Annotated in this window: 15 protein-coding genes; 7 read left to right on the top strand and 8 right to left on the bottom strand. The window is 68.4% G+C overall.

Annotation, left to right across the window (positions count from 1 at the left end; translation table 11 throughout):
• Window positions 1-111: 111 nt before the first annotated feature.
• Genes MKP15_RS12835 through MKP15_RS12810 form a run of 6 tightly spaced genes read left to right on the top strand, consistent with a single transcriptional unit; the run spans window position 112 to window position 7,122 of the window.
• Complete coding sequence (locus MKP15_RS12835) at window positions 112-1,329, top strand: ABC transporter permease (RefSeq protein WP_104937937.1); 1,218 nt, start codon at window positions 112-114, stop codon at window positions 1,327-1,329.
• A gap of 19 nt (window positions 1,330-1,348) precedes the next feature.
• Complete coding sequence (locus MKP15_RS12830; RefSeq protein WP_240212951.1) at window positions 1,349-1,825, top strand: nuclear transport factor 2 family protein; 477 nt, start codon at window positions 1,349-1,351, stop codon at window positions 1,823-1,825.
• Window positions 1,822-3,156 carry an ABC transporter permease gene (locus MKP15_RS12825; protein ID WP_240212950.1) on the top strand — a complete coding sequence of 445 codons (1,335 nt, stop codon included), beginning with the start codon at window positions 1,822-1,824 and terminating at the stop codon, window positions 3,154-3,156. Before MKP15_RS12830 ends, MKP15_RS12825 begins: the two co-directional genes overlap by 4 nt.
• A 23-nt stretch (window positions 3,157-3,179) precedes the next feature.
• Complete coding sequence (locus tag MKP15_RS12820; protein ID WP_240212949.1) at window positions 3,180-4,382, top strand: FtsX-like permease family protein; 1,203 nt, start codon at window positions 3,180-3,182, stop codon at window positions 4,380-4,382.
• Between the two features lie 42 nt (window positions 4,383-4,424).
• Window positions 4,425-5,765, top strand: a complete 1,341-nt coding sequence (locus tag MKP15_RS12815) for a sigma-54 dependent transcriptional regulator (RefSeq protein WP_240212948.1) — start codon at window positions 4,425-4,427, stop codon at window positions 5,763-5,765.
• Window positions 5,766-5,775: 10 nt separating this feature from the next.
• A complete protein-coding gene (locus tag MKP15_RS12810; protein ID WP_104940092.1) occupies window positions 5,776-7,122 on the top strand; it encodes a HAMP domain-containing sensor histidine kinase in 1,347 nt (448 codons plus the stop codon).
• Between the two features lie 252 nt (window positions 7,123-7,374).
• On the opposite strand, the gene glmU is transcribed toward MKP15_RS12810, so the two are convergent.
• Entirely contained in the window at window positions 7,375-8,742 is a 1,368-nt protein-coding gene (gene glmU / locus MKP15_RS12805) for a bifunctional UDP-N-acetylglucosamine diphosphorylase/glucosamine-1-phosphate N-acetyltransferase GlmU (RefSeq protein WP_104937932.1), read from the bottom strand.
• A 281-nt stretch (window positions 8,743-9,023) separates the two neighbouring features.
• Here glmU and MKP15_RS12800 point away from each other — a divergent pair, with 281 nt between their 5' ends.
• Window positions 9,024-9,407: a GtrA family protein gene (locus tag MKP15_RS12800; RefSeq protein ID WP_104937931.1), complete on the top strand. Its 384-nt coding sequence runs from the start codon at window positions 9,024-9,026 to the stop codon at window positions 9,405-9,407.
• A 337-nt stretch (window positions 9,408-9,744) separates the two neighbouring features.
• Here the strand turns inward: MKP15_RS12800 and MKP15_RS12795 are convergent, their stop codons facing one another.
• The 7 genes from MKP15_RS12795 to atpE all read right to left on the bottom strand — a co-directional run bounded on the left by MKP15_RS12795 (window position 9,745) and on the right by atpE (window position 15,644).
• A complete protein-coding gene (locus MKP15_RS12795) occupies window positions 9,745-10,167 on the bottom strand; it encodes a F0F1 ATP synthase subunit epsilon (RefSeq protein WP_054661996.1) in 423 nt (140 codons plus the stop codon).
• 83 nt (window positions 10,168-10,250) lie between these two features.
• Complete coding sequence (gene atpD, locus MKP15_RS12790; protein ID WP_104937930.1) at window positions 10,251-11,657, bottom strand: F0F1 ATP synthase subunit beta; 1,407 nt, start codon at window positions 11,655-11,657, stop codon at window positions 10,251-10,253.
• A gap of 37 nt (window positions 11,658-11,694) precedes the next feature.
• Complete coding sequence (gene atpG, locus MKP15_RS12785; RefSeq protein ID WP_104937929.1) at window positions 11,695-12,558, bottom strand: F0F1 ATP synthase subunit gamma; 864 nt, start codon at window positions 12,556-12,558, stop codon at window positions 11,695-11,697.
• Between the two features lie 78 nt (window positions 12,559-12,636).
• Complete coding sequence (gene atpA / locus MKP15_RS12780) at window positions 12,637-14,184, bottom strand: F0F1 ATP synthase subunit alpha (protein WP_104937928.1); 1,548 nt, start codon at window positions 14,182-14,184, stop codon at window positions 12,637-12,639.
• A gap of 44 nt (window positions 14,185-14,228) precedes the next feature.
• The gene (locus MKP15_RS12775; RefSeq protein WP_104937927.1) at window positions 14,229-14,756 is read right to left on the bottom strand and encodes a F0F1 ATP synthase subunit delta; all 528 of its coding nucleotides are present in this window, start codon (window positions 14,754-14,756) and stop codon (window positions 14,229-14,231) included.
• 3 nt (window positions 14,757-14,759) lie between these two features.
• Entirely contained in the window at window positions 14,760-15,230 is a 471-nt protein-coding gene (locus tag MKP15_RS12770) for a F0F1 ATP synthase subunit B (RefSeq protein ID WP_104937926.1), read from the bottom strand.
• A 111-nt stretch (window positions 15,231-15,341) separates the two neighbouring features.
• Window positions 15,342-15,644: a F0F1 ATP synthase subunit C gene (atpE, locus tag MKP15_RS12765; protein ID WP_054661978.1), complete on the bottom strand. Its 303-nt coding sequence runs from the start codon at window positions 15,642-15,644 to the stop codon at window positions 15,342-15,344.
• Window positions 15,645-15,649 lie beyond the last annotated feature (5 nt).

Here is a 15,649-nt window from a genome sequence, read left to right as displayed (position 1 = left end):
TGCCGTTTTTTCATGAGCAGTGATCGCAGCTGAGAAATGAAGCAACGGCTTGCCGTCGCTTCTTCTCGCTCCTCACTCCTCTTTACTCATTCCTCGCTCCCGGAGATTCCCATGGAAATCCGTCCGATCCTCTCGATCCTGATGCGGCACAAGACCGCCGCGGCGCTGATCGTGCTGGAGATCGCCCTGAGCTGCGCGATCATCTGCAACGCGATCTTCGTGATCGGCAACCGCACCACGGAAATGCGCCGCGAAAGCGGCATCGCCGAGGACGAACTGGTCCATATCAGCGTCAGCAGCCTGCAACCGGACCGCAACCGCGACGCGATGCGGCGCGAGGACACCGCCACCCTGGCCGCCGTCCCCGGGGTCAGGTCGGTCAGCAGCGTCAACCAGCTGCCCTACGGCGACAACGTCTGGGCCTCTGGCATCAACCTGCGCCCGGGCCAGGCCGACGCGGTCGTCACCGCCTCCAACTACATGGACGACGGCCACCTGCTGCCCACCCTGGGCCTGCGCGTGGTGGAGGGCCGCGGCTTCAACCCGGACGAGTATCAGGACCAGGACGCCCTGGACGCACCGGGGCAGGCGCCGCAGGTGCCCGCCGTGCTGCTGAGCCGCGCGCTGGCCGCGCGCCTGTTCCCCGGCGGGAGCGCGCTGGGCCGGGACATCTACGTGTGGGGCGACCAGCCCACCCGCGTGGTCGGCGTGGTTGACCGGCTGATCGCCCCCGGGCGCGGACGCATGTTCGAGGACAGCGACCACACCATGATCTTCCCGCTGTGGGTGTCCCACGGCAGCTATGTCCTGCGTACCGATCCGGCCCGCCGCGACGAGGTGCTGAAGGCCGCGGTGGCCGCGCTCACCCGCGCCGACCCCAACCGGATCGTCGACACCCGCAAGACCGTCAGCGAGATGCGCCGCGACTTCTACAGCCGTGACCGCGCGGTGATCTGGCTGCTGGTGAGCGTGTGCGTCGCGCTGCTGGCGGTCACCGCGTTCGGCATCGTCGGCCTCGCCAGCTTCTGGGTGCAGCAGCGCACCCGCCAGATCGGCATCCGCCGCGCGCTGGGCGCCACCCGCACCCAGATCCTGCGCTACTTCCAGGCCGAGAATTTCATCCTCACCAGCACCGGCATCCTGATCGGGGTACTGCTGGCCTACACCTTGAACCTCACCCTGATGCGCCAGTACGAGCTGCCGCGCCTGCCCCTGGCCTACCTCCCGGCCAGCGCGCTGGTGCTGTGGCTGCTGGGCCAGGTCGCGGTGTTCGGCCCGGCGCGCCGCGCCGCGGCGATCCCGCCCGCCGTCGCCACCCGCAGCGCCTGACCGGCGCAGGAGAAACCCCATGAAGACCACGCTGTACCTGTTGCCCCTGCTGCTGGCGCCGGCCGTCCCGGCACTGGCGGCCGACGACCTGGCCACTACCATCGCCACGCTCGACCGCGCCGTGTTCGACAGCTTCAACCATTGCCAGGATCCGGCCCAGCTGGAGAAGCACGCCGGCTATTTCGACCCGGCGGTGGAGTTCTACCACGACACCGGCGGCGTCACCTGGACCCGCGAGGCCATGCTCGACAACACCCGCCGCCATGCCTGCGGCCGTTACACGCGCGAACTGGTCGACGGCAGCCTGCAGGTGTTCCCAGTCAAGGATTTCGGCGCCATCGCCCAGGGCAGCCACCGCTTCTGCGACACCGCCAGCGGCAAGTGCGAGGGACTGGCCGACTTCGTCATGCTGTGGCGCCTGCACGATGGCCAGTGGTCGATCACCCGCGTGCTGAGCTACGGCCACCGCACGGCGCCCACGCCCGCGCAGCCATGAACTACACGCTGGAGACCGGCCTGCGTGGCTGCCTGCGGCATCCGCGGACAATGCTGCTGGCGGTCCTGACCCTGGCATTGGGGCTCGCATCGGTGATGACCATGCTGACGCTGTTGTCGGTGCTGTCGGCTGATCCGCTGCCCGGCATCAGCCACAGGCTCTACATCGCCTGGGCTGATTCGCGCCCGGCGGCACGCAGTGGCGAGAACGACACCATCGATGGCACTGGCGCCAGCGTACCGCCGCTTTGGAAGCTGCAGGACGTGCAGGCGATGCGTCACCAGCACGCAGACGTCCGCCAGGTGGCGCTGCTGACCGCGCCGCTGTCGGTGAGCAATGCCGACGGCAGCAACACGCGCACCGCATCGGCGGTGCTGGCGGTAGGGCCCATGCTGTCGATGTTCGGCGTACCACTGCGCCATGGCCGTGCCTGGACGCCGGAGGAAGAACAGACGCGCGCGCCGGTAGTGGTGATCAGCCGCGCGCTGAGCCAGCGCCTGCTTGGCCGCGAAGACGGCACCGGTGCGGGGATCCGCCTCGGCCGCCATACGTTCCAGGTGATCGGCATCAGCGAGCGCTGGGCACCACGCCCACGCCCACATTTCCTGCCCGGCAACGATCCCGGTTGGCAGGGCCATGGCGACGAGATCTTCGTGCCGGCGATGGCCGCGGTGGACGCGGGCGTGGAGGTCACCAGTACACGCCAATGCGATGGGGGTGGCTTCGATGGTTTCCGCTTCGACGAAATCAACATCGACAACTGCCGGTGGCTGGTGCTGTGGGCCGAGCTGCTGGATGGGGTTCAGCATGAAGCGTATGCACGCAGTCTGCAGGCGTTCGCAGCGCAGCGGCGGGCCAGTGGGGCCTTCGAGCGCGCTGCCGACACGACCCTGCGGCCCATGGGCGAATGGCTGCGCTTCAACCGCGTCGTGCCCGACAGCGTGCGCCTGAACCTGTGGCTGGCCGCCGGCTTGCTGGCCTTGTGCCTGGTCAATGTCGCCGGCCTGTTGGCCGCGCGCTTCCTGCGCCGTGCCGGCGAGCACGGCATACGCCGTGTACTCGGTGCGCCACGGCGCTCGATCATCGCCGCCTGCCTGGTGGAAGCCGGACTGGCCGGAGTGCTGGGGGGGGTACTCGCATTGCCGTTGACACTGGGCGGGCTGTGGCTGATGCGCCAACAGGGTGAGGCGTATGCACCACTGGCGCGCTTCAGCCTCCCACTGTTCCTTGCCTTGCTGGCACTGGCACTGCTCACCGGCCTGCTGGTGGGATTGCTGCCTGCGCTGCGCGCGGCCCGGCAGGAGCCGGCGCTGCAGGTCAAGACGCTCTAAGGAAGACCAGCATGTTCCCTCTGTTGTCCGCGCTGCGCCGCAACCCATTGATGCCCCGGCTGATCGTGCTGCAGGTCATGGTGGCCAGCGCGATCCTCTGCAACACCCTGTTCCTGCTGGGCCAGCAAGCCGCCCCCTTGCGGGTGGATGATGGCCTGGCAGGCGATGAACTGGTGATCGTCGACCAACTGGTAAGCCGCGGTGCGCCATGGACCCCCGCGCAGGTCCGTGCAGGTCGCGATGCCCTTGCATCGATCGCCGGCGTCCGCGCCGCCAGCGCCGCGTCCGGCGTACCAATGCGCCAGACGCTGACCCTGGCCTTCGAGCTCAAGTCAGCCGACGGTACGATGCTGGCGACCACCGGCTATGTCGGTGAGCGCCTGCTGGAGACTTTCGGCCTGCGCCTGACCCGCGGACGCGACTTCCTGGACACCGAGTACCGCGACATCCGCATGGCCGACGACATGCATACGCCGATCATCATCACCGAAGCGCTGGCGCGGGCGTTGCTGGGGGATGCCGATCCCGTTGGAGCAACGTTGCGGTCGAGCGACGACAAAGGCAGCTACAGGGTCGTGGGTGTCGTCGCCCATCTCATGCGCTACCAGCTGTCGGAACTTGACGACGGAAAGGCGGAATACTCGATCATCATCCCCGGCATTCTCGACGGCATGCCCATCGCCAGCTATGTGCTGCGCACCGCCCCCGGCAACCGCGAAGCGCTGCGTGCGCAGGTGTCGAAGGTGCTGGACCAGCACTTCTCCGGGCGGCTGGTCGCGGGCATCGCGCCGGTGGTGGCCGACTATGAACGCCTGCGGGACGACGGACTGCGCACCCGGCGCGCAGCGGTGTGGCTGCTGTCCACGGTGAACGCCGTGGTCGCCACGATCACCCTGATCGGCATCGCCAGCCTCAGTGGCTACTGGATCCAGCAGCGCACACGCCAGATTGGCATACGCCGCGCCCTGGGCGCCACGCGCGGACAGATCCTGCGTCACTTCCTGGCCGAGAACCTGGTGCTGGTCGGTGTGGGGTTGGCGCTGGGCCTGCTCCTGGCGCTGGGCATCAATCAATGGCTGATGCAGCATTACGAGTTGGCACGGCTGCCGTTACCCTACCTGCCGGCGGCGGCGGTGTTGCTGCTGGCGCTGGGACAGCTGGCGGTTGCCGGCCCGGCGCACCGCGCAGCGGGGCTGCCGCCTGCCAGCGCGGCCCGCAGTGTGTAAGGCCGGCGCTCCCCCAACCCCTTCTTTCCTGCAAGGCCCCGAATGCCGCAGATACTGATCATCGACGACAACGCCGCCGTGGCCACCGCGCTGGACGTGCTGTTTTCGCTGCACGACATCGAGACGCGCCATGCGTGTTCGCCCGCGCAGGGGCTGGCGATGCTCGCCGAACAGGAGTTCGACCTGGTCATCCAGGACATGAACTTCACCGCCGACACCACGTCCGGCGAAGAGGGACAGGTGCTGTTCCGGCAGATCCGCGACAGCTGGCCGGACCTGCCGGTGATCCTGCTGACCGCGTGGACCCACCTGGACAGCGCGGTGGAACTGGTCAAGGCCGGTGCCGCCGACTACCTGGCCAAGCCCTGGGACGACGGGCGCCTGCTGACCACGGTCAACAACCTGCTGGAGCTGGCCGAGACCCGCCGCGAACTGAGCCGCCGCCGCCAGCGCGAGCTCAAGCAGCGCCAGAGCTTGCACGAACGCTACGACCTGGCCGGGGTGGTATTCGCCGACCCGGCCAGCGAGCGGGTCATCAGCCTGGCCTGCCAGGTCGCGCGCTCGGACCTGCCGGTGCTGATCACCGGCCCCAACGGCGCCGGCAAGGAGAAGATCGCCGAGATCATCCAGGCCAACTCCGGCAAGCGCGGCGGCGCGTTCGTCGCGCTCAACTGCGGCGCGATCCCGGCCGAGCTGATCGAGGCCGAACTGTTCGGCGCCGAGGCCGGCGCCTACACCGGCGCCAACAAGGCGCGCGAAGGCAAGTTCGAGGCCGCCGACGGCGGCACCCTGTTCCTGGACGAGATCGGCAACCTGTCGCTGGCCGGGCAGATGAAGCTGCTGCGCGTGCTCGAGACCGGCCGCTTCGAGCGCCTGGGGTCCAACCGCGAGCGCCAGGTGAAGGTGCGCGTGGTCAGCGCCACCAACGCCGACCTGCCGGCGATGATCCGCGACGGCAGCTTCCGCGAGGACCTGTATTACCGGCTCAACACGGTGGAACTCGCCCTGCCGGCATTGGCCGAGCGCCGCGAGGACATCCTGCCGCTGGCCCGCCACTTCCTCGGCGACGAGGGCAAGCCGCTGTCGCCGCAGGCCGCGCAGGCGCTGCAGCGGCATACCTGGCCCGGCAACGTGCGCGAGCTGCGCAACGTGATCCAGCGCGCCAGCCTGCTCGCGCAGGGGCCGCGGATCGAAGTGGCCGACCTGAACTTGCCGCGTGCGCCGCAGCGGCCCATCGCGCAGGCGGACGAACCTGACCGCGCGCGCATCGTCGGCGCGCTGGAGCGCGCCGGCGGGGTCATCGCCCAGGCGGCGACGGACCTGGGCCTGAGCCGGCAGGCGCTGTACCGGCGCATGGACCGCCACGGCATCCCGCGCGACTGACATGCCCATGCTGAGAACCCGCTCCTTCACCTTCCGCCTGTTCCTGCGCCTGTTGCCGGTGCTGGGCCTGGCCGCGGCGCTGCCGTGGCTGCTGGCTTACTGGATGGACCGCGGCTGGGTGGTCACCGTGGTTTCCACGGTGCTGCTGCTGTCGCTGATGTGGTGGACGCTGCGCCGCGCCACCGCGCCGATCCGGTCGCTGCTGCGCTCGCTGGCGGGCATCACCAGCAGCTACCGCGACGGCGAGTACAACTTCGGCGTGCACTGGCGCGGCGACGACGAGCTGGCGCAGCTGGTCAAGGCGCATGCCGAGCTCGGCGACGTGCTGCGCGAGCAGCGCCAGGCGCTGGTGCAGCGCGAACTGCTGCTCGACACCATGGTGCAGAACACGCCGGTGGCGATGCTGCTGCTGGCCGATGGCGGCGATGGCGTGCAGCGCGTGGCGTTCTCCAACATCTCCGCGCGCAAGCTGCTGCACGGCGGCTGGAAGCTGGAAGGCAAGCGCATGCACGAGCTGCTGGAAAACATGCCGGTGGAGCTGCGCAATGCCATCGCCCGCGGCGGCGACAGCCTGTTCGCGGTGCGCGAGGCCGACGGCGACGAGGACGACGAGCAGATCTACCACCTGTCGCGGCGCAGCTTCCATCTCAACGGCCGCCCGCACGACCTGCTGCTGTTGCGCCTGCTCACCGCCGAGCTGCGGCGCCAGGAAGTGCAGACCTGGAAAAAGGTGATCCGCGTCATCAGCCACGAGCTCAACAACTCGCTGGCGCCGATCGCCTCGCTCGCGCATTCGGGCGCCGAGCTGGTGCGGCGCGGGCGCATCGAGCGGCTGGAGGACATCTTCGGCACGGTGGAGGAACGCGCGCGGCACCTGGAGGGTTTCATCCGTGGCTACGCGCGCTTCGCCAAGCTGCCGCAGCCGCAGCTGCAGACCGTGGCCTGGGGGCCGTTCCTGCGCGGGCTGCAGCAGCAGATCCCGTTCCGCATGGTGCCGCCGCCCGAGGACCTGTGCAGCCGGGTCGATCCGGCGCAGTTCTCGCAGGCGTTGCTCAACCTGCTCAAGAACGCGCACGAGGCCAGCAGCGACAACGGCGTCACAGAGGACACGGTCGAGGTACGGCTGGCGCGGCTGCCGCATTGGCTGCGCATCGAGGTGCTGGACCGCGGCACCGGCATGAATGAAGCGGTGCTGCAGAACGCGCTGATGCCGTTCTACTCGACCAAGCGCAACGGCACCGGCCTGGGCCTGGCATTGACCCGCGAAATCGTGGAAGCGCACGACGGCCGCATCTCCCTGCAGAACCGCAACGACGGCGGTCTGTGCGTAACGCTGCTGCTGCCGGCAGGCGGCTGACCCGCGGCGGCGCGCCTGCCGCATCGCGCTGACGTGCGTCGCCGGCGATGGCGGTTGCCGCGGTGGCTGCCGGCACCTGCCCGGCGTACCGATACCACGCGCCGCACCCGTATACCCGCGGCGCTGCCCGGCGCGCGTCGCCACCCGGCCGGCACTGCGGGCCGGCACTGCGATGGACGCCGCCGACAGTGGGCACTACGCGCACAACCGGTGCCGCCCGCGCATTGCCGCAGCGCCGCCACGGCCGGCAGGTCAGGCCTTCTTCTGCGGGCGCTTCCAGCCTTCGATGGTCTGCTGGCGGCTGCGCGCCACCGTCAGCCGGTCCTCCGGCGCATCGCGGGTGACCACCGAGCCGGCGGCGATGGTGGCGCCGTCGCCCAGCGTCACCGGCGCCACCAGCGAGCTGTTGGAGCCGACGAACACGCGGTCGCCGATACGGGTCTGGAACTTGTTCACGCCATCGTAGTTGCAGGTGATGGTGCCGGCGCCGATGTTGCTGCCGCTGCCGATCACCGCATCGCCCAGGTAGGTGAGGTGGTTGGCCTTGCTGCCCTTGCCCAGCGTCGCGTTCTTGGTCTCGACGAAGTTGCCCACGTGCACGCCGTCGGCCAGCACCGTGCCCGGGCGCAGCCGGGCGAACGGGCCGATCAGCGCGGCGCCGTCGCTGACCACGCCGTCCAGGTCGCAGTGCGGCCGCACCTGGGTGCCGGCACCGAGCTTGACGTCCTTCAGCCGTACGAAGGCGCCGATGGTGACGCCATCGCCCAGCTCGACCTCGCCCTCCAGCACCACGTTGGCGTCGATCTGCACGTCGCGGCCGACCTTGACCGTGCCGCGCTGGTCGAAGCGCGACGGATCGAGCAGGCGCACGCCCTGTTCGCACAGCGCACGCGCCGCGCGCAGCTGCCAGGCCCGCTCGAGCTGCGCCAGCTGCCAGGAATCATTGGCGCCCTCGGCTTCCTGCGGGTCGGCCACGTGCACCAGCAGCGCCGGGGTGTACTCGGCGGCCGCCGCGGCGAACACATCGGTCAGGTAGTACTCGCCCTGTGCGTTGGCGTTGGACAGGCCCGACAGCCAGCGCCGCAACGCGGTCGATTCGGCGGTGATGATGCCGGTGTTCACGGTGCGGATGCGCTTCTGCTCGTCGTTGGCATCCTTCTGTTCGACGATGGCCGCGACCTTGCCTTCGGCATCGCGCACCACGCGGCCGTAACCACCCGGGTCGTCGAGTTCGGCCACCAGCACCGCGAGCCGCGGCGCGTCGTGCAGCAGCGCGCGCAGGGTATCGGCACGGATCAGCGGCACGTCGCCGTACAGCACCAGCACCTGCGCGGTATCCGGTACCGCCGGCATCGCCTGCAGCACGGCGTGGCCGGTGCCCAGCTGCTGCACCTGCTCCGCCCAGGCCAGGTCGTCCTGGCCGGCGAAGGCGGCGCGCACGGCCTCGCCACCGTGGCCGTGCACCACGTGGATGCCGGCAGGCTGCAGCTGCCGCGCGGTCTCGATCACGTGCGCGAGCATCGGCCGCCCCGCGACCGGTTGCAGCACTTTGGGCAGGGCCGATTTCATGCGCTTGCCGGCGCCGGCGGCGAGGATGATGACGTGCAGCGGGTGGCTCATCGGCGGACTTCCGGTAATCGATGCAGGGATTCTAAGAAGGCACCGGCAGGCCGTCGAGCGCGGTGGCGCGCCACCACCGGGCATGTGCCTGGCAGGCCTGCGGCGCGCCTGCCGCCGGCCCCGTGCGTCAGGCGCATGATCGCCACGGGAAATCCCGCAGCTGGACGATGCCCCGCGCAGGGCGCGCGACCACTGCAGCGCACGTGCCCCGCGCGCGCCATGGGCATGCGGCCGCGGCCAGCGGGTAGCATGGGCGCCTTTCCCTGCCTGCGTTCATCCCGATGACCCTGTTGCGACAAGGCGGTCGCTATATCGCCGCCGGCCTGATGCAGTTGCTGCTGGACTGGCTGGTGTTCGTGGCGGCCACCGCCGCCGGCCTGCCGCCGGTGCCCGGCAACCTGCTCGGGCGCGGCAGCGGTGCCCTGCTCGGCTTCTGGCTCAATGGCCGCTACACCTTCCCGCGCGCGGACGGACGCCGCCACGGCTGGAAGCACTTCGCCCGCTTCCTCGCGTTGTGGCTGCTGATGACCGCCGCCAGCAGCGGGCTGCTGGCATGGACCACGCACGCGCTGGGGCTGCAGATGGCATGGCTGGCCAAGCCGCTGGTGGAAGGCGGGCTGGCGGTACTGAACTTCTTCCTGCTGCGCCACGTGGTCTACCGCTGACCGGAGCGATGCGCGTGCCGGGCAAGCCCGGCACCTGCGGGGGCGACATGCCCGGCGAGGCGCCGTGCAGGCCCGGTTGCTCGATGGGGATGCGGGGTTGCTCCGCAGGAGGATTTTCCGGCTAGGTGCGTGTCGGGCGAGCCCGGCACCTACGGGGGCGACATGCCCGGCGAGGCGCCGGGCCGGCCTGGTTGCTCGATGGGGGTGCGGGGTTCGCTCCGCAGGGGGGGGCTTTCCGGCGAGGTGCGTGCCGGGCAAGCCCGGCACCTGCGGGTGGGCAGCCAACGAAAAACGCCGGGCAAGCCCGGCGTTTTTCGTTACCTTGACCGCACCGTGCTCAGTGCTTGAGGTTGCGGCGCAGGCGCTCCAGCGCCTGCAGCTGCGCGGTGACTTCGGCCAGGCGCTGCTGCGCCTCGGCCAGCTCCATGGCTTCGCCACGGTTGGCCAGCACGCGCTCGGCTTCTTCCTTGGCCTTGCGCACCGCCGCCTCGTCGATGTCGGTAGCGCGGATGGCGGTGTCGGCCAGCACGGTCACGACCTGCGGCTGCACTTCCAGGATGCCGCCGGAGATGGCGAAGTCCAGGTGCTCGCCGGCGGCGGTGGTGACCACGACCTTGCCCGGCTTCAGGCGGGTGATCAGCGGCGCATGCTTGGGCGCGATGCCCAGCTCGCCCAGCTCACCGGTGGCCACGACCAGGGTCGCTTCGCCGCTGAAGATCTGCTGCTCGGCACTGACGATGTCGCAACGGATGGTGCTCATGGAACTCTCTTCGCCTGGTTGGGTGGGCCTGCGCCCACCGCAGGATGCCGCAGAGGCGGAGCGGACTCCGCCTCACGCCGGAATTAGGCCTTTTCGGCCATCTTCTTGGCCTTCTCGACCGCTTCTTCGATGCCGCCGACCATGTAGAACGCCTGCTCCGGCAGGTGGTCGTACTCGCCATCGACGATGGCCTTGAAGCCACGGATGGTTTCCTTCAGCGGCACGTACTTGCCCGGCGAGCCGGTGAACACTTCGGCCACGTGGAACGGCTGGCTGAAGAAGCGCTCGATCTTGCGCGCGCGCGACACGGCCTGCTTGTCTTCCTCGGACAGCTCGTCCATGCCCAGGATGGCGATGATGTCCTTCAGCTCCTTGTACTTCTGCAGGGTCTGCTGGACGCGCTGGGCGGTTTCGTAATGCTCGTTGCCGATGACCTGCGGGTCCATCTGGCGCGAGGTCGAATCCAGCGGGTCCACCGCCGGGTAGATGCCCAGCGAGGCGATCGAGCGCGACAGGGTCACGGTCGAGTCCAGGTGGGCGAAGGTGGTGGCCGGCGACGGGTCGGTCAGGTCGTCCGCGGGCACGTACACGGCCTGGATCGAGGTGATCGAACCGGTCTTGGTCGAGGTGATGCGCTCCTGCAGGACGCCCATTTCCTCGGCCAGGGTCGGCTGGTAACCCACCGCCGACGGCATGCGGCCCAGCAGCGCGGACACTTCGGTACCGGCCAGCGTGTAGCGGTAGATGTTGTCGACGAACAGCAGCACGTCCTTGCCCTTGCCGTTGGCGTCCTTCTCGTCGCGGAAGTACTCGGCCATGGTCAGGCCGGTCAGGGCGACGCGCAGGCGGTTGCCCGGCGGCTCGTTCATCTGGCCGTACACCATCGCCACCTTGTCCAGGACGTTGGAGTCCTTCATCTCGTGGTAGAAGTCGTTGCCCTCGCGGGTACGCTCGCCCACGCCGGCGAACACGGACAGACCCGAGTGCGCCTTGGCGATGTTGTTGATCAGCTCCATCATGTTGACGGTCTTGCCGACGCCGGCGCCGCCGAACAGGCCGACCTTGCCGCCCTTGGCGAACGGGCACATCAGGTCGATGACCTTGATGCCGGTTTCCAGCAGCTCGGTCGAGGACGACTGGTCTTCGTACGACGGCGCGGCGCGGTGGATTTCCCACGAATCGGACGCGGCGACCGGGCCGGCCTCGTCGATCGGGCGACCCAGCACGTCCATGATGCGGCCCAGGGTGCCGGCGCCGACCGGCACCGAGATGGCGCGGCCGGTGTTGTTGGCGACCAGGCCACGCTTCAGGCCATCGGTGGAACCCAGCGCGATGGCGCGGACGATGCCGTCGCCGAGCTGCTGCTGGACTTCCAAAGTGATGTCGGTGTTCTCGACCTTCAGCGCGTCGTACACCTTCGGCACGTCGCTGCGCGGGAATTCGACGTCGACGACGGCGCCGATGATCTGAACGATCTTGCCCTGACTCATTGCTGCATCCTCTAATTAAATGCTTTGACTGTGCGCGTCAGACTGCTGCCGCGCCGCCGACGATTTCGGAGATTTCCTGGGTGATCGCTGCCTGGCGGGCCTTGTTGTAGACCAGCTGCAGGGTTCCGATCAGCTTGTTCGCGTTGTCGCTTGCCGCCTTCATCGCCACCATGCGTGCCGCGTGCTCGGAAGCAACGTTCTCCAGCACGGCCTGGTACACCAGCGACTCGATGTAGCGCGTGATCACGTGCTCGAGCACGGTCGCGGCATCGGGTTCGTACAGGTAGTCCCAGTCGTGCGAGGCGACCTGCGTGTCGCTGGCCGGCAACGGCAGCAGCTGGTCGAAGGACGCCTTCTGCGTCATCGTGTTGATGAAGCGGTTGTAGACCAGGTACACGCGATCGACCTTGCCTTCGGTGAAGGCGTCGAGCATCACCTTGATCACGCCGATCAGCGTCTCCAGCTTCGGCTGGTCGCCGATGTGGGTGACGCTGCCGACCATGTTCACGTTGACCCGGCGGAAGAACACGCTGGCCTTCTGGCCGATGGTCACCATGTCGATCTCGGCGCCCTTTTCCTGCCAGCCGCGCATTTCGGCCACGGCCTTGCGGAACAGGTTGTTGTTCAGGCCGCCGGCCAGGCCGCGATCGGAGGAGATCACGATGTAACCCACGCGCTTGACGTTGTCGCGCTCGACCAGGAACGGATGCTGGAAGTCGGTGCTGGCCTGGGCCAGGTGGCCGATCACCTGCTTCATCGCCTGCGCGTACGGACGCGAGGTCTTCATCCGATCCTGCGCCTTGCGGATCTTGGAGGCGGAGACCATCTCGAGCGCGCGCGTCACCTTGCGGGTGTTCTGCACGCTCTTGATCTTGGTTTTGATTTCGCGTCCGCTTGCCATCTCTTATTCCCATGGAGCGGGGGCCTTCCCCCGCTGTGTCACAGTGAAGCGGGGCCAAGGCCCCGCTCTACGTGCGGCTTACCAGCTGCCGGTGGTCTTGAACTCGGAGATGCCCTTCTTGAAGGCGGCTTCGATCTCGTCGTTCCAGGCGCCGGTGGCGTTGATCTTGGCGGTCAGCTCGCCGGCGGTGTTGGCGAAGTGGGCGTGCAGGCCCTCTTCGAACGCCAGCAGCTTGTTGACCGGCACGTCGTCCAGGTAACCCTCGTTGACGGCGTAGATCGACAGCGCCTGGTTGGCGATGGACATCGGCGCGTACTGCTTCTGCTTCATCAGCTCGGTGACGCGCTGGCCACGCTCCAGCTGCTTGCGGGTGGCTTCGTCCAGGTCCGAGGCGAACTGCGCGAACGCCGCCAGCTCACGGTACTGGGCCAGCGAGATGCGGATGCCGCCGGACAGCTTCTTGATGATCTTGGTCTGGGCCGAGCCACCGACGCGCGACACCGAGATACCGGCGTTCACGGCCGGGCGGATGCCGGCGTTGAACAGGTCGGTTTCCAGGAAGATCTGGCCGTCGGTGATCGAGATCACGTTGGTCGGGACGAACGCGGACACGTCGCCGGCCTGGGTCTCGATGATCGGCAGCGCGGTCAGCGAACCGGTCTTGCCGGTGACCTTGCCCTCGGTGAACTTCTCGACGTACTCCTCGGACACGCGGGCGGCGCGTTCCAGCAGGCGCGAGTGCAGATAGAACACGTCGCCCGGGTAGGCTTCGCGGCCCGGCGGACGCTTCAGCAGCAGCGAGATCTGGCGGTAGGCCACGGCCTGCTTGGACAGGTCGTCGTACACGATCAGCGCGTCTTCGCCGCGATCCATGAAGTACTCGCCCATGGTGCAGCCGGCGTAGGCGCTGATGTACTGCATCGCGGCCGACTCGGAAGCGGTGGCGGCCACGACCACGGTGTGGGCCAGCGCGCCGTTCTCTTCCAGCTTGCGCACGATGTTGGCCACGGTCGAGGCCTTCTGGCCGATCGCGACGTACACGCACTTGATGCCGGTGCCCTTCTGGTTGATCACCGCGTCGATCGCCATGGCGGTCTTGCCGGTCTGGCGGTCACCGATGATCAGCTCGCGCTGGCCACGGCCGATCGGGATCATCGAGTCGACCGACTTGTAGCCGGTCTGCACCGGCTGGTCGACGGACTTGCGCCAGATCACGCCCGGGGCAACGCGCTCCACCGGAGCGGTCAGCGAGGTGCCCAGCGGGCCCTTGCCGTCGATCGGCTCGCCCAGCGCGTTGACCACGCGGCCGAGCATTTCCGGACCCACCGGCACTTCCAGGATGCGGCCGGTGGTCTTGGCCACGTCGCCTTCGCGCAGGTGCTCGTAGTCGCCCAGCACCACGGCGCCGACCGAGTCGCGCTCCAGGTTCAGCGCCAGCGCGTAGGTGTTGTTCGGCAGCTCGATCATTTCGCCCTGCATCACGTCGGCCAGGCCGTAGATGCGCACGATGCCGTCGGACACCGAGGTCACGGTGCCTTCGTTGCGCGATTCCGCGGACAGCGCGACCTTCTCGATGCGGTTCTTGATCAGTTCGCTGATTTCGGAGGGGTTGAGCGTGGTAGCCATCGTCAAGTCCTAGTGCCGGCGATCAAGCCGGACGATAAGTGAATTCAGTTTGCGAGCGCGGTCTGCAGGCGCGACAGCTTGCCCTTGAGCGAACCATCGATGACCACGTCGCCGGCATCGATCACGGCGCCGCCGATCAGCGAAGCGTCCACCGCGGTCGACACCTCGACGTCGCGGCCGAAGCGGCGACGCAGCGCGAGCTTGATCTTTTCCAGCTCGTCGGCCGACAGCGCGGCCGCCGAGGTGACGGTGGCCTTGACCACGTTCTCGGCTTCGGCGCGCAGCTGGTCGAACAGGCCGGCGATCTCCGGCAGCTGCTGCAGGCGGTGCGATTCGGCCAGCAGGTTCAGGAAGCGGCCGTAGGTTTCGCCCGCCGCTTCCGGGGCCAACAGGGCCACGGCGTCGCCGCGGGCCAGCTCCGGATTGGACAGCAGGGCCGACACGCGCGGATCGGCGGCAACGCGGGCGGAGAACGCAAGTGCTTCGGACCACGGCGCGAACTTGCCTTCCTCGCGCGCAATCGCGAACGCGGCGCGGGCATACGGGCGGGCAAGCGTGAGGGCCTGGCTCATCTATCAGATCTCCGCGGCCAGCTCGTCGAGCAGCGCCTTGTGGGCGTTGGCGTCGATTTCGCGCTTGAGCAGCTTCTCGGCACCGGTCACGGCCAGCACGGACACCTGCTTGCGCAGGTCTTCGCGGGCGCGGTTGGCGGCGGCGTCGATTTCAGCCTGGGCCAGTTCTTTCTGGCGGTTGGCTTCGGCGATGGCTTCGTTCTTGGCGGCCTCGACGATCTGGTTGGCGCGGGCATGGGCCTGGTCGATGATCTCGTTGGCCTTGCCACGGGCTTCCTTCAGCGCCTCGTTGACCTTCACTTCCGCCTGGGCCAGGTCTTTCTGGCTGCGATCGGCCGCGGCGAGGCCTTCGGCGATCTTCTGCTGGCGCTCTTCGATGGCCTTCATCAGCGGCGGCCAGATCTTGGTCGCGATGATCCAGATCAGCGCGGCAAAGGCCAGTGCCTGTGCAAAGAGGGTGAGATTGATATTCATGGGTTAGCTCGATCGCTGGTGTCGGGGTGGTTGCGCCGCCGTGGCGGCGCAACCGGACCTTCATCCGAAGCCGGATGCCCGCAGGCACCCGGCCGTCTCACTTCAGCTGGATCAGCCCGCCAGCTTGGCGGCTTCGGCCAGCAGGGCAGCGGCCAGCGGGTTGGCGAAGGCCAGCAGCAGGCCGACGGCGACCGAGATGATGAACGCGGCGTCGATCAGGCCGGCGGTGATGAACATGCGGACCTGCAGGACCGGGATCAGTTCCGGCTGGCGGGCAGCCGATTCCAGGAACTTACCAGCCATGATGGCCAGACCCAGACCGGCGCCCAGCGCGGCCAGGCCGATCATGATGCCGACGGCAAGGGCGGTGGAGCTCTGAACTTGGGCGAGATTGGTCAGGACGGCGAAGTACATGGTTT

Source organism: Stenotrophomonas sp. Y6, assembly GCF_022436665.1.
Lineage (GTDB): Bacteria > Pseudomonadota > Gammaproteobacteria > Xanthomonadales > Xanthomonadaceae > Stenotrophomonas > Stenotrophomonas acidaminiphila_A.
Note: the sequence above shows the minus strand (reverse complement) of the source record. Positions and strands in the feature narration are given on the sequence as shown.

Coding starts and splice junctions, on each gene's coding strand:
- MKP15_RS12835 (WP_104937937.1), top strand. CDS start 112: ATGGAAATCCGTCCGATCCTCTCGATCCTGATGCGGCACAAGACCGCC.
- MKP15_RS12830 (WP_240212951.1), top strand. CDS start 1,349: ATGAAGACCACGCTGTACCTGTTGCCCCTGCTGCTGGCGCCGGCCGTC.
- MKP15_RS12825 (WP_240212950.1), top strand. CDS start 1,822: ATGAACTACACGCTGGAGACCGGCCTGCGTGGCTGCCTGCGGCATCCG.
- MKP15_RS12815 (WP_240212948.1), top strand. CDS start 4,425: ATGCCGCAGATACTGATCATCGACGACAACGCCGCCGTGGCCACCGCG.
- glmU (WP_104937932.1), bottom strand. CDS start 8,742: ATGAGCCACCCGCTGCACGTCATCATCCTCGCCGCCGGCGCCGGCAAG.
- MKP15_RS12800 (WP_104937931.1), top strand. CDS start 9,024: ATGACCCTGTTGCGACAAGGCGGTCGCTATATCGCCGCCGGCCTGATG.
- MKP15_RS12795 (WP_054661996.1), bottom strand. CDS start 10,167: ATGAGCACCATCCGTTGCGACATCGTCAGTGCCGAGCAGCAGATCTTC.
- atpD (WP_104937930.1), bottom strand. CDS start 11,657: ATGAGTCAGGGCAAGATCGTTCAGATCATCGGCGCCGTCGTCGACGTC.
- atpG (WP_104937929.1), bottom strand. CDS start 12,558: ATGGCAAGCGGACGCGAAATCAAAACCAAGATCAAGAGCGTGCAGAAC.
- atpA (WP_104937928.1), bottom strand. CDS start 14,184: ATGGCTACCACGCTCAACCCCTCCGAAATCAGCGAACTGATCAAGAAC.
- MKP15_RS12775 (WP_104937927.1), bottom strand. CDS start 14,756: ATGAGCCAGGCCCTCACGCTTGCCCGCCCGTATGCCCGCGCCGCGTTC.
- MKP15_RS12770 (WP_104937926.1), bottom strand. CDS start 15,230: ATGAATATCAATCTCACCCTCTTTGCACAGGCACTGGCCTTTGCCGCG.
- atpE (WP_054661978.1), bottom strand. CDS start 15,644: ATGTACTTCGCCGTCCTGACCAATCTCGCCCAAGTTCAGAGCTCCACC.